Consider the following 18,121-nt stretch of genomic DNA (forward strand, 5'->3'; position numbering starts at 1 on the left):
GGCACACGATGAGCCGTCCGGTGCGCTGTCCGGTTCACTGCTTGGGGCGTGTCTGCCGGGATGCCCGCCTGTCCGTTTTTCGATGCCCGCCGATGTCCATCGGTGCCTGATCCGCCCACTCCCGCACGGGGATGGGCGGATCAGCCGTTTGCGCAGACGGCGCGGATGTGCAGGGGGGAGTGCACGCTTACGTCCAGTTGGCCCGCCTCGCGGGGGACACCGTCCACCTCCCAGTGCAGTAGTCTGGCACAGCCTTCCGCAGGCGGAGCCACGGTAATCCGCTGCCCCTCGAAGTAGCGCCCGGTGTAGTCGGTGTAGTCGGATTCACCGTCGATGCGCACCGGTCCGGGGGCGTTTACCCGCACCGTATGCCAGCGGGGCGCCTTCAGGTCGCGCACGGTTTCTTCCAGCACCTCGTCGGCCCGGTTGGCCAGCAGGCGGCGGGCCAGGTCAAGGTCGAACATGGTGTTCCCCGCCTGGCGGTCCAGGGCTTCGTACCGGGCGAACAGTCGCTCGCGGGCCGCTTCGTTCAGGGTGTGGTTCAGCGCGTGGGTGACGAAATGCAGGAAAAAGTCGCGGAATTCCGGCGATTCTTCCCACAGCCGCAGGAACAGGCGCATGCGCACGGCCTTTTTTTCGTCCATGGCGTATTTCCAGCCGGGGCGCTGGTCCAGCGGCCCGCCGGGAACAAGACGCTGGAAGGCCTCGTCCAGATCCCAGGCGATGTTGATCCAGCGCGGCTTGGGCTGGTTCTTGTCCAGCAGGAAGGCCCCCTGGTCCCAGTCGTTTTCGCCCATGTACACCGCGCCAAAGATGACGGCGCACATGCTGCGCATGTCCATACGGCGCTCGGCCTGCTGCATGGTCAGGGGGGCGGGCATCAGGCGGATCCACAGGTACAGTTCGCGCAGAGCGGCGAATTCCGCCCGGTCGTTGCCCTTGCGGATGGAGTAGAGCAGGAAGTTGTCGTGCCCCAGCCTGCGCTTCCAGTGGGCGTCGGCAATGTGCTCGCTGACCAGCGAAAGGCCCATGTCCTTGCCGTTCATCGAAAAGACGGCAGGCATGAACCGGGGTGTTTCCGCGCCCAGCATGCCCATGATGTCCAGCCCCAGCATGTTGATGAAGCCGGGGCTGGTGGTCTTTTCCTTGCGCAGCACCAGCCGTTTCAGCGAGCCTTCGGCATCGGGAAAGAACAGGTCGGCGGGCTGTGCGGAGGCGCCGTACGAACTACGGAAATAGAGGCGGTAGCCGATGCCGAGATGGCGCGAACCACCGCCGTGCAGGCGCAGACCCACGCCCGAGGCCATTTGTTCCTTGCCGTCGCGGTAGTAGACCACTGCTGCGGGATGTTCCCATTCCCGGCCGCGTTCCTTGGAATTGGCGACAATGCCCGATTGCGGGGCGCTCAGGTTGGCTTCATCGGTGCGCACGGCGAACACAGGCCAGCCGCTGGCCACCATGGCCGGGTCTGCGTCGCGGCGGGCCTGTTCCAGCAATGCCGAGGTGTGGGCCGTGTTTTCCGGGGCCATCGCGTGCACATCGGGCAGGCCCAGTTCCGTCAACAGGTGCCGCTTGCGGGGAGAGCCCAGCGAATCCTTGCCGGTGGCGATGTGCAGCGACACGGCGCGGTACTGCCGGATGAAGGCCGAACGCTCCAGCAGCAGCCCGGCGCACAGCAGGGCGGCAACGAACAGCGCCGCCGCCCACAGCGGGATGCGGGGAGCGCCGGGGCCGTGGGGCACGCGGGGTGGGCCGGATGGCGGCGCCGTGCCGTCTCCCTGCGGCGGGCTATTGGGCCGCGTGGTCGAAATAGACATTGATTTCCGCGCTGGGGGCAACGCCGCTGGCCAGTGTGGTCAGGCGTTGCACCAGGGGCTCGTCGGAACGGGCGAAGGTGGCGATGATGGTGCGCCGTTCGCCGTCACCTGAAATGCTGGCCACGGTCAGTTCCGGCAGGCTGTCGCGCAGGGCGGGCAGCAGGGCCGCATCGGCCTCGCGCTCGGTGGACGGGTAGGCGATGACCGCCGTGCCGCTGCGCCGCGCCACGCGGCCCCGCCGAAAGCGGTGCGCCACCGCCAGCCCTGCCGTGATCACGCCCAGGAACAGCGCCAGGATGACGATGTTCAGGGTGGCGCAGCAGATGGCCGTGGCGATGTTGACCATGATGAAGCCCACCTCTTCCGGCTCCTTGATGGGGGTACGGAAGCGGATGATGGACAGGGCGCCCAGAAGGCCCAGGGACAGCGGCAGCGAGAACTGCACGCAGATGAAGATGGCGGTGATGGACGGCCCCAGCAGCAGGAAGCTGCGGTGCACCAGGCTGCCCGTGCCCCGGCTTTCGTAGAATCGCGAATACAGCAGCGCGGTGTACTGAGAGGTGAGCAGGGAGATGAGCAGGGCCAGCAGGAAGGTGCCCGCGCCGATGTCCGCAGCCTGCTTGGAGCCGAAGCCGGTGACGGATACCAGCGCCTGGTAGGCGCCGCCAAGAACTTCGAAGAGTGATTCAACCATGTGGGTGAGCCTTGTCCGTGTAGTGTCCGGGAACGTATGGTCCGGGTATGTGGTTGCCGTTGTGGTGGTGTCTGGCGGCAGCGTGTCCGGTAATGGGCTGCCCGGTGCGCGGTGGCGGGTGGAAGGGCAGCTGCGACATCAGGGCTGCCGGAACACCACGCCGGATGGCCGGAAGCGCGACATCAGGCGTGGTCGCGGGGCGGCGCGGCAGGCGCGAAACAGGTGTAGCCGCCGGGTATGCCCGTGGAACAGAACAGCATGTCATGGCATGCGAGGTACTTGGAAAACGTTTCCCGCCGGAAGTGGAAGGTGCTTACGGCATGCAGCGAGCGCGGCATTTCGCGCAGGCTGCCCTTTACCTCCAGCACGGCCACGGGCAGGGGCGTGGGGTTGTGCCGGGCGATGAAGGCAGGGTTGGCGCGGGGCACGTGAATGCCCGTGTCCACGGCGATGCGTGCCCCGGTTGCCGGATCGATGAAACGGTGGCGGGTGTAGCGCAGGATGAACATGGGAAAGATGGGCCGGGGAAAGGGGATGCCCGCTTCGGCCAGGTGTTCCGGCAGGCGGCACAGCAAGGGATCGGTCAGCGGGGTGTTCCACAGGGTGGCCCCGTCCAGGGGCAGCAGCACGCGGGCCTTGTCGCGCGCGGCGCCTTCCTTGCGCTTGGCCTCCAGGAACACCGCCCGCTCCATGGTCGTGCCCCGCACGGCGCCGTACCAGCGGCAGCGTATCTTGGTCTTCAGGTAGTCGCTGTTGCGCTTTTCTTCCAGCAGATCGCGCGCGGGCGTGTCGTAGTAGAGCGAAAAGACGTCCGCCGCAGGAAACGCGGGGTCGGGGCGGCATGCCGCGCCCAAAAGGTCCACGACCGCACGGGCGAAGGCCGGGGCGAAGGTGTATTTTATCTCGTTGCTCACGATGGGAACCGCCGAGGATGCGAGAGGAAGTGGTTCTGGAGCGTGCTGTCGTGCCCGCGTGAAGGGGCGCGGCAGGCAGACCGAAAGGTTGCGCGGCTCCGGATGGTGACGCACCCGTGTTACGGGATATCGTGCGGAAAGTCCATTTCGATGCGCGGCGGGGCCGTGCGCGGTGCCCCATGCGCCGGGGAAAGCCGCAACGCAGGGTGCGTGCGCCGGGAGCGAAGCTATTGCGCCTCTTGCATCCCATCGGGCAGCGTTGTGGACAGTGCAGCGATCTGTCGCACCAGCTGCTCGTTGTCGCCGTGGCGACGAACCTGCATCCTTATGTAGCCGCTGGGCATGCCGGGTATGTTGTCGCAGGATCGCACCAGCATGCCGTGGTGCAGGAGTTCGCGGCGCACCATGTCCGCCGTGACGCCGATCCGCAGCAGTTCTTCGGACAGGCGGCAGGTAGTGAAGCTGGGGCCCGCGTTGCAGGCGTGGGGATCGAACACGCCCAACCTGCGCAGTCCGTCAAGCAGCACGGCACGGTCGGCACGCAGGGCGGCAAGGTGCGCCCGGTAGTCGGGCAGGGCGTGCAGAAAGCGCCTGCCCATGGCCTCTGCAAAAGGGGATACCATCCACGGCGGGCGCCGGGACTGCAAGAGGTCCAGCAGTCTTTCGGGGCCGGTCAGGTAGCCCAGGCGTATCCCCGTGCAGTGGAAAAACTTGGTGAAGCTGTGCAGGCACAGCAGCGTGCCGCCAGTGGGGCTGGGCGGACGGGCCGGGGCGAGGGCCGCGTGGCGGTGGGCATCATGTTCCGGGGAGCCCCACAGGAAGTCGCGGTAGGTCAGGTCGGCCAGCACGGTGCGAAAGCCCGACCGGAACAGGGCGGCCACCAGGGCGGGCAGGTCGGGCGCGGTCACCGGGCAGGGGTTGCCCGGCGAGCAGAGGACCACCAGTTCGTCTTCCGCATCGGCCTCGGTGCCCGCCCGGAAGTCCGGCGGGGGGGCGTCCAGCGCGCGCATGGGATCGGCATGCAACACCCGCCAAGGTATGGCGTGGGCCTCGCAGGCGCGGGCGTATTCGGAAAAGGTGGGGCCCAGCAGGGTGACCCGGCGGGGTTGCAGCACGCGCAGGATCAACCAGATGAGTTCCGACGAGCCGTTGCCCACCATGATGTTGTCTGGGGCAAGTTCCTCGTGGGCGGCCAGTTCCTCGCGCAGGGCAGTGCTGGCACTGTCCGGATAGTGCTCGAAGGGGTGGGGCTGCGCCTCGACCAGGGCATGGGTCAATCCCCGCGCATGGGCGAAACCGTTGCTGCTGCAATCCAGGATGTGTTCCGGCTCCACGCCCAGTTCACGGGCCACACGGTAGATTTCGCCGCCGTGCGCGCCCTGAGGCGGTGTGGAATCCGGTGCGGAGTCAGGCGCGGAACCGCGGGGGGCGGCGGGCCGCGACGCGGGCGCGGCATGTGGGGGCGGCCCGGCATCAGGCATCGGACAGTCCTCGGCGTTGCAGCAGGGTGCGGTACAATGCCTCGAAGCGGTTGATGCGCGTCTCGGTGGAGAAGTCCGGCGCGATGGCGCGGCTGGCCTCGGCCCAGGTGACGCGCAGGCTGGCATCGCCCATGGCCGTGGCCAGGGCGCGTGTCAGCGCGGGCACGTCGCCGGGCGGCACCAGCAGGCCGTTGCCCCGCACCAGTTCGGGCACGCCGCCCACCTGCGAGGCAATGACCGGCAGGCCGGAGCAGATGGCTTCCAGCAGGGTGTTGGGCATGGATTCGGACAGCGAGGGCAGCACGAAGGCATCGAGCAGTTGCAGGTAGTCGGCCACGCAGTTGCTGTGTTCCACCAGCCGGACGCGGTCCGTGATGCCCAGTTCCGCGCACAGCGGCTGCCACCGGCCAGGCGTGACGCCCACCACGACCAGATGCGGGTTGCCGCTGGCGGGGGCGCTGTCCTTGTGACCGCTGGCCGGGACGCTGTCTGGGCCGTCGGATGGGGCGCCATGCCGGGCGCAGGCCAGCGCAAAGGCCCGCAGCAGGGGTGCAACGCCCTTCACGTCGCCGTCGTGGGCAACGCAGCCGAACAGAAGGGCACCGGCGGGCAGCCCCAGTTCCGCGCGCATGGCGTCCGCCCCGCGACGCGGAACGAGCCGCGCGGCGGGAATGCCGTTGTGGATCACCGCAAGGCGCCGCTCGCCCAGGCCCATGCCGCGCAACACCTTGGCGCAGGCGTGCGAATTGGCCACGAAGGCGTCAATCCCCGGAGACCAGTAGGTCAGCGGGTTGCCGGGGCGGAAGACCACCCCCCGGTAGCCCACGCAGACGACGCCGCGCCGCCGCCAGAACAGCCCGTGCCAGGCCAGACGCTTGACGGCCTTGTTGTGGAAGGCCTGCACGATGCAGGGGCCCTGTCCCGGCGCGGGCATGGCCGCCTCGAGCGCGCCCTTCCACTTGCCGGGCGATTCGGGCAGGTCGGCCCAGGACATGGTGTCCGACAGGGGGCGCAGGGTGGATGAGCGCGGGGTGAAGAACGTGACGTGGTGGCCATGCTCGTGCAGGCCGTCGGCAAGGTACAGCGCCTGGCGGGCGCCGCCGCTGCTTGTGGTGGCCGAGGTCAGGAAGAGTATGCGCATGTGCTTTGGGGCGAAAGATGACGGTGGAAGGTGCACGCCGTACGACGGGCATCCGCCAGTGGCTGGTAGGCACGATCACGCGCGGGGGCCGCGTCGGTCGGCATCAGGATTGCCGGTGGATGGTGCCGCACGCGGTCTTCTGCGTCAACGTGGCCAGCCATGTTTCCAGTTCTCGGGCCTTGCCGTCCAGTTCGCAGTGGGTGGCGCAGGCCTGGCGGGCGGCGCGCTTCATTTCCAGCAGTTCCTCATCCGGCAGGGTCAGCGCCTTGCGCAGCATTTCCGCGAATTCCGCGGGTCCGGCGGCATAGGGCAGCAGCCAGGGCAGCAGTTCCGGGGTGTACACCTCGCGCACGCCACCCACGTCGCGGGCCACGGGCAGCAGCCCCTGAGCCAGCGCCTCTTGCAGGGTGTTGGGCAGGCCCTCGCTCAGCGAGGCCAGCAGGAACACGTCGGCGCGTTCCAGCAGTTCCGGCACCCGGGTGGTGAAGCCGTGCCAGCGGATGCGCTCGGCAATGCCCAGCGAAACGGCAAGATCCTTCAGGAAGGTTTCGTGCGAGCCGGTGCCCGCCACGTCCAGTTCGAAGGGAATGTCCAGACTGGCCAGGGCGCGCAGCAGCGTCTCGTGCCCCTTGTCGGGGTTCAGTTGCTGCGTGGCCACCAGCCGCCGGGGCGTGGACACGGACAGCGGCCCGGTGGCCACCCGCTTGGCCGTGAGCACCACGTGCAGGTCCTCTGCCCGCAGGTACGGCAGGCTGGTCAGGAATCCGTCGGCTATGTACCGGCACGAGCACAGGAACCTGGGGGCGATCCAGGCATGCAGCAGGCGGGTCTTGAGGCGGTGGGGGATGTCGCCGGGCAGGCCGATCTGCTGGACCACGGGAATGCCCAGCAGGCGCGCGGCAACCCCGGCGGTGGCAAGATCCTTGCCGATGTTGAGGATCACCACGTCGGTGCGGTGCTCGCTGAACCGGCGGCGGAACCAGGCAATGGTGGCCGGATTCAGGTCGAATCCGAACGTGGCCGACTCTCCATGGCCCACACGGCGTTTGGCCTCGTCCACGAAGGCCTGCTGGCGCCCGTAGACGCGCACGTCATGCCCGTAGGCGGAAAGCCGTTCAGCGAAATCGAGTATCCAGGTCTTCACGCCGCCCCATTTGCGGGTGCTGTTGACGAAAGCGATGTTCATGGGATGTTCCGGGTTTCGCGGGATGGCGCTCCCACGGGTGAGGCAGGGGGAGTGTCTGCATTGATGATGGCGCCGATCATCACGCCCAGATGGCCCATGGATACGGCCATCCACCACGAGCGCAGGAAGTCGTGCGCGAACAGCGCCTCCACCAGGTAGCACAGCCAGCCGGCCAGGAAGAACGCGGCCATGGTCCACATGTCGTACGGGGCGCCGGAGCGCGGGATGTTGCGGTGTATCCGCCGCAGTCCCCAGGCCAGCATGCCGAACAGGAAGACCATGGCGATGACGAAGCCCACCACGCCGGTGTCCACCAGAAACTGGATGTATACCGAATGGGGGTGCTGGATGCTCGGCGGGTTGATGACCGGTTGCAGCCCCAGCGCCTTGAACGCCGGGCCGAACATGCCCATGCCCCACCCGGTCAGGGGGCGGGCCTGGATGACTTGCCACGCAAAGTCCCACAACTCGAGGCGCCCGTCGCGCATGGCGGTTTCCAGGGTGATGCGCTGCGGGCCGAACAGGGCGGCCAGAATGCCGATGCCCGTGGGCACCAGAAGGTATGCGGGCTTCGGGCGCGTGAACAGGTACCACAGCAGGAACAGGGCGGCGGCAACACCCAGGTAGCCGCTGCGGGCCTGGGCGAATATCCACAGGTGGATGCCCGGCGCCAGGATCAGCGCGACCACGGCGGCCCTGCGCCATGCGGAGCGGATTTGGGGCAGCATGGTCCACAGGGCGAAGGCGGGCACCAGGATCAGCGCCATGTAGTCGCCCACGCGGTAGGTGGTCATGGAGCCGGTGAGCCGACCATACATGATGGGTGTGCCCTTGATGAGGTCGTGCCCGGTGAGGTGCTGGTAGATGCCGTCCAGCCCCTGGAAGATGGCCGCCAGTGCGAAGGCCCGGACCAGGCGGCGCATGTCGCGCATGTCGCGCGCACACTCCATGGCCACGAAGGGCAGGGCGAAGCCCTTCCAGACGTTGGGAAGCACGTAGACCAGGCTCTGGCGCGGGTCCAGCGACAGGGCCGTCTTGACGCAGATGAGCCCGTAGAAGGCCACGAACAGCCACTTGAGCGGAAGACGGCGCAGGGTGGACTGCCGGTACCCCCAGTAATGATAGGCGAACAGGGCGATCAGGCAGAGGATGGGACCGACTTCGCGGAAGGCCTGGCCCAGCGAAAAGGTGACCACGGACAGCCAGAACAGCCAGAACAGCACCGTACGCGCCCATTCCGCCTTCTGCGGGTCCGGGGCGGCACGGAGGGTGCGCAGGGCCGTAGTCACGCGGGAGGGGGCGGTGTGGGGGCGGATGTCGGACATGTGGGGATCCATAGCCTAAACGGTGGATTGCGGAAAGTATTGCATGCGCATGGCGGCGAAGGCGTGCATCGGTGAGGGGGTCACCGGGCCTGCCCGCCATGGTTTTTGGCTGGCAGGCTTGCATAGAAGGCCAGCAGGCGCTCCGCGTAGCGCGGCATGGTGAGTGGTTCGATCACCCGGTGCGCGGCCTCGGAAAGCCGTGCCCGCAGCGTGCCGTCGCGCAGAATGGAAAGCAGCTTGGCCGCGATGTCGCCAGGTTCGGTTTCACACACCAGCGAGGCTTCGGCCGCCACCTCCAGCGAGGGAACATGGCGCGAGACCACGCACGGCAGGCCGCAGTACAAGGCTTCCATCTGGGCGATGGGAAAGCCTTCGAAATCCGAGGGCATGGCGAAGATGTCCGCCGCCCGGAAAAAGGCCGCCACGTCCTGGCGGAATCCCGTCAGCACCACGTGCCCGCCAAGGCCCAGACTGTCGCGCAACGCCTCCAGGCGGGGGCGTTCCACCCCTTCGCCCACCAGCACCAACGATGCGGGTATTTGCTGGTCGTGCAGGATGCGCACGGCCCGGATGAGCAGGTCCAGGTTCTTCTGCCGCACGTACCGGCCCACCGAAAGAATGACCGGGCCGGAGACGCCGTAGGCGGCCTTCAGGTCTAGCGGGGGCATGTCGCAACGTTTCGGGTCTATGGCGTTGTAGAAGACCTGCACCGGCCGGCCCGCCCGATTGTGGTCGGCGGCGACGACGTCGGCCACGGCCTTGGATACCGCCAGATACGCGGTGGTGGCGTACGAGAGCAGCTTGTCGGAAAGCCTGCGGTGCAGCCGTCTTTCGCGCTTGACGTTGTGCAGGTGGGTGACCACGGGAACTCCCAGTCCCAGCGCGGCCAAGCGCCCGTGGTGGTTGGCGCTGATGTGCATGGTGTGGATGACGTCGGGGGCGTAGTCGCGCAGCATGGCGCGCAGACGCAACGTGGTGTCCAGCCTGTGCGACGCGATGGCGCGGACGCCGGAGCCCACGGAGCGCACGTCGAGCCCCTGTTCCACGAAGCGGTCGTGCATGTCGCCCGTGCCGGACAGGTTGAAGATGCACGCCTCGGCAAGGCCGCTGCGGCGGTATTCCGCCGCAAGGTCGCACAACCACGTTTCCACGCCGCCGAAGGGCAACCCGCCGACGATATAGGCTATCTTCATCCTGATGCTTCCGGCTGATGGTTCCGGGGCCTTGCCGCGCCTGCCGACCATGCCCGACCGGCGTGCCGACCGGCATGTCTGCCGACGAATGTGCGCGGCACGCAACAAGTGCGTGGGCGGTGTGGCGCTTTCGCGGACGGCCCGTTTCACGGGGGGGCGAATGCTGAAAGCTCCTACCCGCAGCCTGCCGCATGGTCAAGGATAACCAGGGAGTGGGAAGGGTGCGGATGCCGTGCCGCCCCGGCGGTGTGTGCCACACGGGGCATGGCGCCCGCACGGTGGGCGGAGGCGCACGCGGCCCCCGTGTCCGCCTGCTGCGGGAGGCGCCCCGGCGTTATCGGCGCCGCCCGTGTTCCATCAGTTGATAAAGCTTAAGGTTGCGGGTACAAGGTTCTAATGTCCGCCCGGCGCATACTATTCCTCGCTCCGGCCACTGCCGTGACCCGAATCTTCCCCAAGCTGCGCGATGCGGGATTCGAGGTCGGCATCGCCGAGAACCTCAAGGGTGCCTCCGCCTTCATCCGCAAGTCTGGCCCTGCCGTGATCTTTTCGCGGCCCAGCCTGCCCGGATACAAGGTGGACGACCTGCTTGCCGTGGGCGCGGACGACCCCGCGTTTCCCCCCGTCATCGTGTTTGCCGAAAAGGGCTCGGCGGAAGAGGCCGAACGGTGCCTGTCGCTGGGCGCGCGTGACTACTGGCTTGAACCGTTGCTGTTCGAGAAGGTGGTGGCCGCGTTGCCCGCGCAGCGCCGCGCCGCCGCGCCGGTGCCGCCTTCGTCCACCCTGGGCGGTCGCACGCCCGAGCAGCGCCCCGGCGTGCCGCGCATCGTGGGCGACCACCCCGCCGTGCGCCGCGTGCTGGCCCTGGCCCGCCAGGTGGCGCCCTCGCGCGCCACGGTGCTCATTTCCGGAGAATCGGGCACCGGCAAGGAAATGTTCGCGCGGTTCCTGCACGGCTGGAGCGACCGGGCCGAAGGCCCCTTCGTGGCCGTGAACTGCGCCGCCCTGCCGGAACATCTGCTGGAAAGCGAACTGTTCGGCCACGAGAAGGGATCGTTCACCGGAGCCATTGCCCGCAAGCTGGGCAAGTTCGAACTGGCCAACGGCGGCACGATCCTGCTGGACGAAATTTCCGAGATGGACCTTGGCCTGCAAGCCAAGCTGCTGCGCGTGTTGCAGGAAAGCGAGATTGACCGCGTGGGCGGCACCGAGACCGTGAAGGTGGACGTGCGCGTGCTGGCCACCACCAACCGCGACCTGGACGACTGGGTGAAGCAGGGCAAGTTCCGGCAGGACCTGTTCTTTCGCCTGAACGTGATCCCCCTGCGCCTGCCCGCCCTGCGCGAGCGTGGCGACGACGTGGTGGTGCTGGCCCGGCATTTTGCCGCCACCTACGTGCGCGAGTACGGCCTTGCCACCGCCGAGTTTTCGCCCGAGGCCGAGGAATGGCTGCAACACTACGACTGGCCGGGCAACGTGCGCGAATTGCAGAACCTCATGGAACGCGCGGTGCTGCTGGCCGGTGGGCGGCCCATCACCACCCGGCACTTCCTGCTCGACCCCGACACCTGGCCGCTGTTCGAAGAAGGCGACCTGCCCTTCGGTGCCGATGAAGGCGGAGGCGCCGTTCCGGCTGGGGCGGGAGCGGACGGGGCTGGCGATGCATTCGGCTCTTCCGGGTTTTCCGCCGATGGCGGCCAGGCTGGCGGGGCCGACGGCGGCTCCTTCCCCGGCGGGGTCATTCCCCTGCACGAGATGGAGCGCATCATGATCCTGAAGGGGCTGGAGGTCACCTCCGGCAACCGCACCCAGGCGGCGGAGCTGCTGGGCATCTCGGTGCGCACCCTGCGCAACAAGCTCAACGAATACCGCGGAATGGGCATAGAAGTTGCCTGACGCCCCTTGCGGGCCGCGGTGATGTGCACTACACCGGACAAACCGCCCGGAACCCCTCGTGCGGGTTCGCGGGCGGTTGCGGCATGATGGCCCGGGCATCGGACACCGCCCTGTCGGCAGGTTCCGCCGTGACGTTGGCCATGGCGTTGGCAATGACGTGGTCGTGACGTGGTCGTGACGTTGGCCATGACGTCGGTCGTGATGCCTGGCGTGACGCCTGGCGGCTGGCGCGGCATTTTGCCGGATGATCCACCGGCGTCTTGCCAGACGTTCTGCATGCCGTAGAACCGATGTTTCGCGGCTGCCGGATCGGCATCCGGCCCGCAATCATGCGATGCAATGTGTCCCAGGGACCTTCGGCCCGCCGGACGAATCAGCTTACGGGCGGCGCGGGTGCGCACGCCATACCGGCAACGCCGAATCCACGAGGGGTAGCATGTCCATGAACCTTACGCAGAAGATCATCGCGGCGCATCTCGTCAGCGGAGAGATGGCCCCGGGGGCCGAAATCGGCCTGCGCATCGACCAGACCCTGACCCAGGACGCCACCGGCACCATGGCCTATCTCCAGTTCGAGGCCATGGGCGTTGACCGCGTGCGCACCGATCTTTCGGTGAGCTACGTGGACCACAACACCCTGCAAATGGGCTTTCGCAACCCGGACGACCATCGCTTCCTGCGCACCGTGGCCGCGAAGCACGGCGTGACCTTCTCCCCCCCCGGCACCGGCATCTGTCACCAACTGCACCTGGAAAATTTCGCGCTGCCCGGCGCAACGCTGGTCGGCTCCGACAGCCACACCCCCACGGCGGGCGGCATCGGCAGCCTGGCCATGGGCGCGGGCGGCCTTTCGGTGGCCCTGGCCATGGCGGGTGAACCGTACTTCATCTCCATGCCCCGCGTGGTCAAGGTGCGTCTGGAAGGCCGCCTGACCGGCTGGGCCTCTGCCAAGGACGTCATCCTGCACCTGCTGGGCCTGCTCACGGTCAAGGGCGGGGTGGGCAAGGTGTTCGAATTCGCCGGGCCGGGCGTGGCCACCCTGAGCGTGCCCGAACGCGCGGTGATCACCAACATGGGGGCGGAACTGGGGGCCACGGCTTCGCTGTTCCCCAGCGACGAACGCACCCGCGCCTTCCTGGCCTCCATGGATCGCGAGGGCGACTGGAAGGAACTCTGCGCCGACGCGGACGCCGCCTACGACGACGAGATCGTCATCGACCTTTCCGCGCTGGTGCCGCTGGTGGCCCAGCCGCACATGCCCGACCGGGTGGTGCCCGTGGCCGAACTGGCGGGCCTTTCCGTGGATCAGGTGGCCATCGGCTCGTGCACCAACTCGTCCTATGCCGACATGCGCATGGTGGCCGAGGTGCTGCGCGGCAGGATGGTGCACGTGGGCACCGACACCATGGTCTCGCCCGGCTCCAAGCAGGTGCTGAAGATGCTGGCCGCCGAAGGCCTGGTGGAACCGCTGCTGGACGCGGGCGTGCGCATCCTTGAATGTTCGTGCGGGCCGTGCATCGGCATGGGCGGATCGCCCGTGTCGGGCGGGGTCAGCGTGCGCACCTTCAACCGCAATTTCGAAGGCCGCAGCGGCACCAAGGACGCCAAGGTGTACCTGGTTTCGCCGCTTACCGCCGCCATGGCCGCGCTGCACGGGCAGTTCACCGATCCGGCCACCTGGGGAACGCCCCCGGCCCAGCCGGAACTGCCCGCCAAGGCCCCGTCCATCCGCCACCTGTTCGCCTTCCCGCCTGCTGACGGCAGCGGCGTGGAAGTGCTGCGCGGGCCCAACATCGTGGCCCTGGAGCAGTTCACCCCCATGGACGACACGGTGACGGCGCCGGTGGTCATCAAGCTGGGCGACGACATCACCACCGACCACATCATGCCCGCCGGGGCGGAAATCACCTCGCTGCGCTCCAACGTGCCCGCCATCGCGCAGCACGTGTTCGGCCGGGTGGACGCGGACTTCGTGGCCCGCGCAAGGGCGGCGGGCACCGGGGTCATCGTGGCCGGGGACAACTACGGCCAGGGCTCCAGCCGCGAGCACGCCGCGCTGGCCCCGCGCCATCTGGGCATCCGCGCGGTCATCGTGCGTTCGCTGGCGCGCATCCACCGGGCCAACCTGGTGAACTTCGGCATCCTGCCGCTGATCCTGTGCGACCGGACGGACTACGACAAACTGGCCGTGGGCGGCACGGTGACCATTCCCGCCTCGGCCATCACCGCCGGGGGCGAAGTGGACGTGCAGGTGGAGGGCGTGGGCGCCATCCGCGTGCGGAACGATTTGACGCAGAAGGAATTGGATATTATCCGGGCAGGCGGATTGCTGAACCACGTCCGCCTTTCCAGAAAACAGTAGGGTGTCCTTGCCGGGGCTCCGCACGGAGCATCCGGCACCCCCGGCCCCCCGACGCCATCGGCGCGCACCAGCGCGACTGGCGCAGCCGGACGCACCGGGGGGCATTGGCGCACACCGCAATGGAGTTTCTCAATGCTTGAACTGATCCGTGCCCACGCGCAGTCGTGGGGCGTGAAGATTGCCTTCGGCATCATCATCCTCGTGTTCGTCTTCTGGGGCGTGGGCTCCATGCACAACAGCTCGTCGGGCGCCCTCGCCACGGTGAACAAGAAGCCCATCCTGATCCAGGAGTTCGGGCGCGAATACGAGCGCCAGGTGGAAACCCTGCGCAGCCGCTACCCCGGCATCACCGCCGAGGACATGAAGCAGATGGGCCTCAAGCGTCAGGTACTGCAGGCCATGATCACCGAACGCCTGCTGGCCGACGAGGCCGCGCGCATCGGGCTTTCGGTGTCCCCGGTGGAACTGCGCCGCTCCATCGAGTCCATAACGGCCTTCCGCAACGGCGACGGCAGGTTCGACGCCGAGGTGTACCGTTCCGTGCTCAAGGGCCAGCAGACCTCGCCCGGCCGCTTCGAGGACGGAATCCGCCGCGACATGCTGCTGCAGAAGCTGCGTGACCGGGTTGCCGCGCCGGCTTCAGTCACCGACGAGGAGGCTCGCGCCCTGTTCGACTACGGCCGCGAGCGCCGGACCATCGAATACGTGCTGTTCCCCCTGGAAGACTACGTGCTCAAGGTGGCCCCCACCGACGAGCAGATCGCGGAACGCTACAACGAGAACATGGATGCCTGGCGCAACCCGCAGCGCATCAGCCTTGACGCGGTCACCCTGACCCCGGCCAGCCTGGCCACCAGCGTGGAGATTCCCGAATCGGCCGTGGCCGCCTTCTACGCGGACAATGCCGAAACGTATTTCGTGGTGCCGGAGCGCGTGCACGCCCGTCATATCCTGTTCATGGCCCAGGAAGGGGCGAGCAAGGATGAGGATGCCGCCGCCCGCGCCAAGGCCGAAGACGTCATCGCCCAGCTGAAGAAAGGCAAGGATTTCGCCTCTCTGGCCGCCAAGCTGTCCGACGACAAGGGCAGCGGCGCGCAGGGCGGCGACCTTGGCTGGTTCACCAAGGGCCAGATGGTGCCCCCCTTCGAGGAAGCCGCGTTCGCCCTGAAGCCCGGCGAGATCAGCGCCCCCGTGCGCTCCGCCTTTGGCTGGCACGTCATCAAGATGGAAGCGCACGAAACCCAGCGCACCCGCGCCCTTGACGAGGTACGCGGTGAAATCCGCCAGCGCCTGGGCGAGGAGAAGGCTTCCGAACGGATGCACGAGGCCCTGGACACCGCCCTGGAAATGGCGGGCGCCGGCAAGTCCATCGACGACATCGCCAAGGCGCTGAAGCTGGAGCACAAGCCCACCGGCCTGTTCTCGCGCGCCGATGCCGGCGTTGCCGTGGGCCTGAAGGGGCAGTCCGTGGGAACGGCCTTCTCCACCCCGGCGGGCACGGTCATCGACACCCCGCTGGAAGTCGAGGGGGGGTACATGATCGCCGCCGTGCTGGAATCGCAGCCGGAAAGCGTGACCCCGCTGGAAAAGGTGAAGGAAGAAGTGGCCGCCCAGGTGCGCCGCATCGAAGGCGCCAAGCTGGCGGTGAAGGCCGCGCAGGAAGCCGGGGCCAAGCTGGCCGACGGCGTGCCCGCAGAGCTTGCCGCCAGGGTGAAGACCGCCGAACCCTTCGGGCGCAACGGCTTCATCGCTCCCTTCGGCCAGAGCCGTGCCCTGGTGGATGCCGCCTTTGCCGCCGCCCCCGGCGCCTGGCAGCCCGCCCCGGTGGATACTTCGTCCGGTGCCGTACTGTTCCGCGTCAAGGACGTGCAGCGCCCCGGCGACGCCGAATGGTCCGCCGCGGCAGAAACCGTGCGCGCCACCGTGCTGTCCGCCAAGCGCGAGGAACTGTTCCGCGTGTTCGTGGGCGAGCTTTCCGCCGCCGCAAAGATCGAACTGCGCAACGCCAAACTGCTCGACGATTAGCCGCTAATGGCTCGCGGCATATGTCCGCATGGCCGCCCTCCCGCACGGGGGGGCGGCTTTTTTTATGACCTGCCGTTTTTTGTTTTTCAAAAATGTAATTCTTTCGGCCTGCTCTGTGATTCGTAGAAAAGCAGCAGGATGTGTGAATGTGGCGTTGGATGGCGTATCGCAAGTACGTGTTACGGCATTCATGAACCCGCAAATGGGGAATTTATGCTGTTTTCTTCTTATAAATGCAAATATGTAAAATATTAATCAGAAAAATATACAAAAATGTTATTTTAAAATGCCGCAGAACGTCGTTTTTGTGCGGTGAGAATATTTTTCTTGGAAAAGTACCACGTTGCAGCAATGGCCTGAATGATGCTTTGCAAGATGGCGTTGTTACTTGGCGTGCATTTTCAGTAGAGAGTGCACAATTCTAAGGTTGTTCTTTACTTGTTTGCGGCATTGATTGGTGTGTGAATACACATAATGTGCTGCATGAAGCGAGGGATGCGGGATGAGGAACAGAAAGTGTATCGAGCTTGTCATCATTCTTTTGTGCGTAGTGTTCGCTGCGTGTGTTTCTCATGCCGAGGATGCTCACGTTTCCGATCCGAGTGGTACGTCCATAGGCACTGCTGCTGACGTCATCGGCGCGACGGCGGGGGCGCCCACCAAGGAAGAATTCGACGCGTTGTCCCAGAGTGAGCCGTTGGCGGCCAAGGTTGCCGATGTGGTGGGGCACAACCGTATCGCCATCAACATGGTGTGGACGTTGTTGTGCGGCTTCCTGGTCATGTTCATGCAGGCGGGCTTTGCCCTGGCGGAAACGGGGTTTACCCGCGCCAAGAACGCCGGGCACACCATGGCCATGAACATGATGATCTACGGCATCGGCATGCTGGGGTATTGGATATGCGGCTTTGCCCTGCAAATGGGCGGGGTGGGCGGCGTGCTCAGTCTGGGCGGTGCCGGGGCGCTGGCCAACGAATTTACCGTGACCATTGCTGGCAAGGAATTCGGCCTGTTCGGCACAACCGGGTTCTTCCTGTCCGGCGATGCCTATGACGCGGTGATCTTTTCCGTCTTCCTGTTCCAGATGGTGTTCATGGACACCACCGCCACCATTCCCACAGGTTCCATGGCGGAACGCTGGACCTTCAAGTCGTTCGTCGTCTACGGCTTCTTCATTTCCATGTTCGTGTACCCGCTGTTCGCCAACTGGGTGTGGGGCGGCGGCTGGCTCTCCGCCCTTGGCCGCAACTTCGGCCTTGGCCACGGCATGGCGGACTTTGCCGGCTCCGCCGTGGTGCACATGACCGGCGGGGTGGCTGCGGCTGCCGGGGCCATCGTGCTGGGGCCGCGCCTTGGCAAGTTCAAGCCGGATGGCACCCCTGTGGCCATGCCCGGTCACCACATTCCCATGGCCATTGCCGGGTGCTTCATCCTGGCCTTCGGCTGGTTCGGGTTCAATGCCGGGTCTACCCTGGCTGGCGGCGACCTGCGCATCGGAGTCATTGCCACCAACACCATGCTGGCTTCCGCCTCTGGCGCGTTCTTTTCAATGATGTACATGTGGATGCGTTACGGCAAGCCCGACGTGTCCATGGCAGCCAACGGTCTGCTGGCGGGCCTGGTGGCCATCACCTCGCCGTGTGCCTTCGTCAACTCGGTGGCTGCGGTGGGCATTGGCGCCGTGGCCGGGATACTGCTGTGCGTCAGCGTGCTGTTCGTGGAGCAGACCCTGAAGATCGACGATCCGGTGGGCGCCATTTCGGTGCACGGCGTCAACGGCGCATGGGGCGTGCTGTCCCTGGGCCTGTTTGCCGACGGCACCTACGGCGAAGGGTTGAACGGCGTGGAAGGCGCCGTGAAGGGTCTGTTCTACGGGGATGTCTCGCAGTTCATGGCCCAGCTGGCCGGCGTGATCACCAACATCGTGTTCGTGTTTGTGGTGATGTACGTGTTCTTCAAGTTGCTGGACAAGGTCGTGCCGTTGCGCGTCGATCCGGAACTGGAGCTGGAAGGGCTGGACCAAGCCGAGGTGGCGGTTTCCGCCTACCCCGACTTCAACCTGAAAAAGGCCATGAAGTAGGAGCCCG

Annotated in this window: 12 protein-coding genes; 4 read left to right on the plus strand and 8 right to left on the minus strand. The window is 66.7% G+C overall.

Going from position 1 to position 18,121, the window contains the following annotated elements; genetic code table 11:
- Positions 1–140: 140 nt before the first annotated feature.
- From K6142_RS03875 to K6142_RS03910, 8 genes are all read right to left on the minus strand, one after another.
- Positions 141–1,817, minus strand: a complete 1,677-nt coding sequence (locus tag K6142_RS03875) for a CotH kinase family protein (protein WP_190245694.1) — start codon at positions 1,815–1,817, stop codon at positions 141–143.
- Positions 1,789–2,511 carry a DUF4956 domain-containing protein gene (locus K6142_RS03880; protein WP_223380752.1) on the minus strand — a complete coding sequence of 241 codons (723 nt, stop codon included), beginning with the start codon at positions 2,509–2,511 and terminating at the stop codon, positions 1,789–1,791. Before K6142_RS03880 ends, K6142_RS03875 begins: the two co-directional genes overlap by 29 nt.
- A gap of 182 nt (positions 2,512–2,693) precedes the next feature.
- Positions 2,694–3,425, minus strand: a complete 732-nt coding sequence (locus K6142_RS03885) for a VTC domain-containing protein (protein WP_190245696.1) — start codon at positions 3,423–3,425, stop codon at positions 2,694–2,696.
- Between the two features lie 227 nt (positions 3,426–3,652).
- A complete protein-coding gene (locus K6142_RS03890) occupies positions 3,653–4,906 on the minus strand; it encodes an aminotransferase class I/II-fold pyridoxal phosphate-dependent enzyme (RefSeq protein ID WP_190245697.1) in 1,254 nt (417 codons plus the stop codon).
- Entirely contained in the window at positions 4,899–6,047 is a 1,149-nt protein-coding gene (locus K6142_RS03895; protein WP_190245698.1) for a glycosyltransferase family 4 protein, read from the minus strand. The genes K6142_RS03890 and K6142_RS03895 overlap by 8 nt, the downstream gene beginning before the upstream one ends.
- Positions 6,048–6,150: 103 nt before the next feature.
- Positions 6,151–7,233, minus strand: a complete 1,083-nt coding sequence (locus K6142_RS03900) for a glycosyltransferase (RefSeq protein ID WP_190245699.1) — start codon at positions 7,231–7,233, stop codon at positions 6,151–6,153.
- Complete coding sequence (locus K6142_RS03905; protein ID WP_223290441.1) at positions 7,230–8,558, minus strand: O-antigen ligase family protein; 1,329 nt, start codon at positions 8,556–8,558, stop codon at positions 7,230–7,232. Before K6142_RS03905 ends, K6142_RS03900 begins: the two co-directional genes overlap by 4 nt.
- Before the next feature lie 80 nt (positions 8,559–8,638).
- Positions 8,639–9,751, minus strand: coding sequence for a glycosyltransferase (locus tag K6142_RS03910; RefSeq protein ID WP_190245701.1), 1,113 nt, complete (start codon positions 9,749–9,751; stop codon positions 8,639–8,641).
- Between the two features lie 396 nt (positions 9,752–10,147).
- Here K6142_RS03910 and K6142_RS03915 point away from each other — a divergent pair, with 396 nt between their 5' ends.
- The 4 genes from K6142_RS03915 to K6142_RS03930 all read left to right on the plus strand — a co-directional run bounded on the left by K6142_RS03915 (position 10,148) and on the right by K6142_RS03930 (position 18,114).
- Positions 10,148–11,647, plus strand: a complete 1,500-nt coding sequence (locus tag K6142_RS03915) for a sigma-54-dependent transcriptional regulator (RefSeq protein WP_223380753.1) — start codon at positions 10,148–10,150, stop codon at positions 11,645–11,647.
- Positions 11,648–12,083: 436 nt separating this feature from the next.
- Positions 12,084–14,009 carry an aconitate hydratase gene (locus K6142_RS03920; protein ID WP_190245756.1) on the plus strand — a complete coding sequence of 642 codons (1,926 nt, stop codon included), beginning with the start codon at positions 12,084–12,086 and terminating at the stop codon, positions 14,007–14,009.
- 132 nt (positions 14,010–14,141) lie between these two features.
- Entirely contained in the window at positions 14,142–16,034 is a 1,893-nt protein-coding gene (locus K6142_RS03925; protein ID WP_190245757.1) for a peptidylprolyl isomerase, read from the plus strand.
- A gap of 679 nt (positions 16,035–16,713) precedes the next feature.
- Entirely contained in the window at positions 16,714–18,114 is a 1,401-nt protein-coding gene (locus K6142_RS03930) for an ammonium transporter (protein WP_223380754.1), read from the plus strand.
- Positions 18,115–18,121 lie beyond the last annotated feature (7 nt).

The sequence above is a fragment of the Nitratidesulfovibrio sp. SRB-5 genome, assembly GCF_019931275.1.
Taxonomy (GTDB): Bacteria; Desulfobacterota; Desulfovibrionia; order Desulfovibrionales; family Desulfovibrionaceae; genus Cupidesulfovibrio.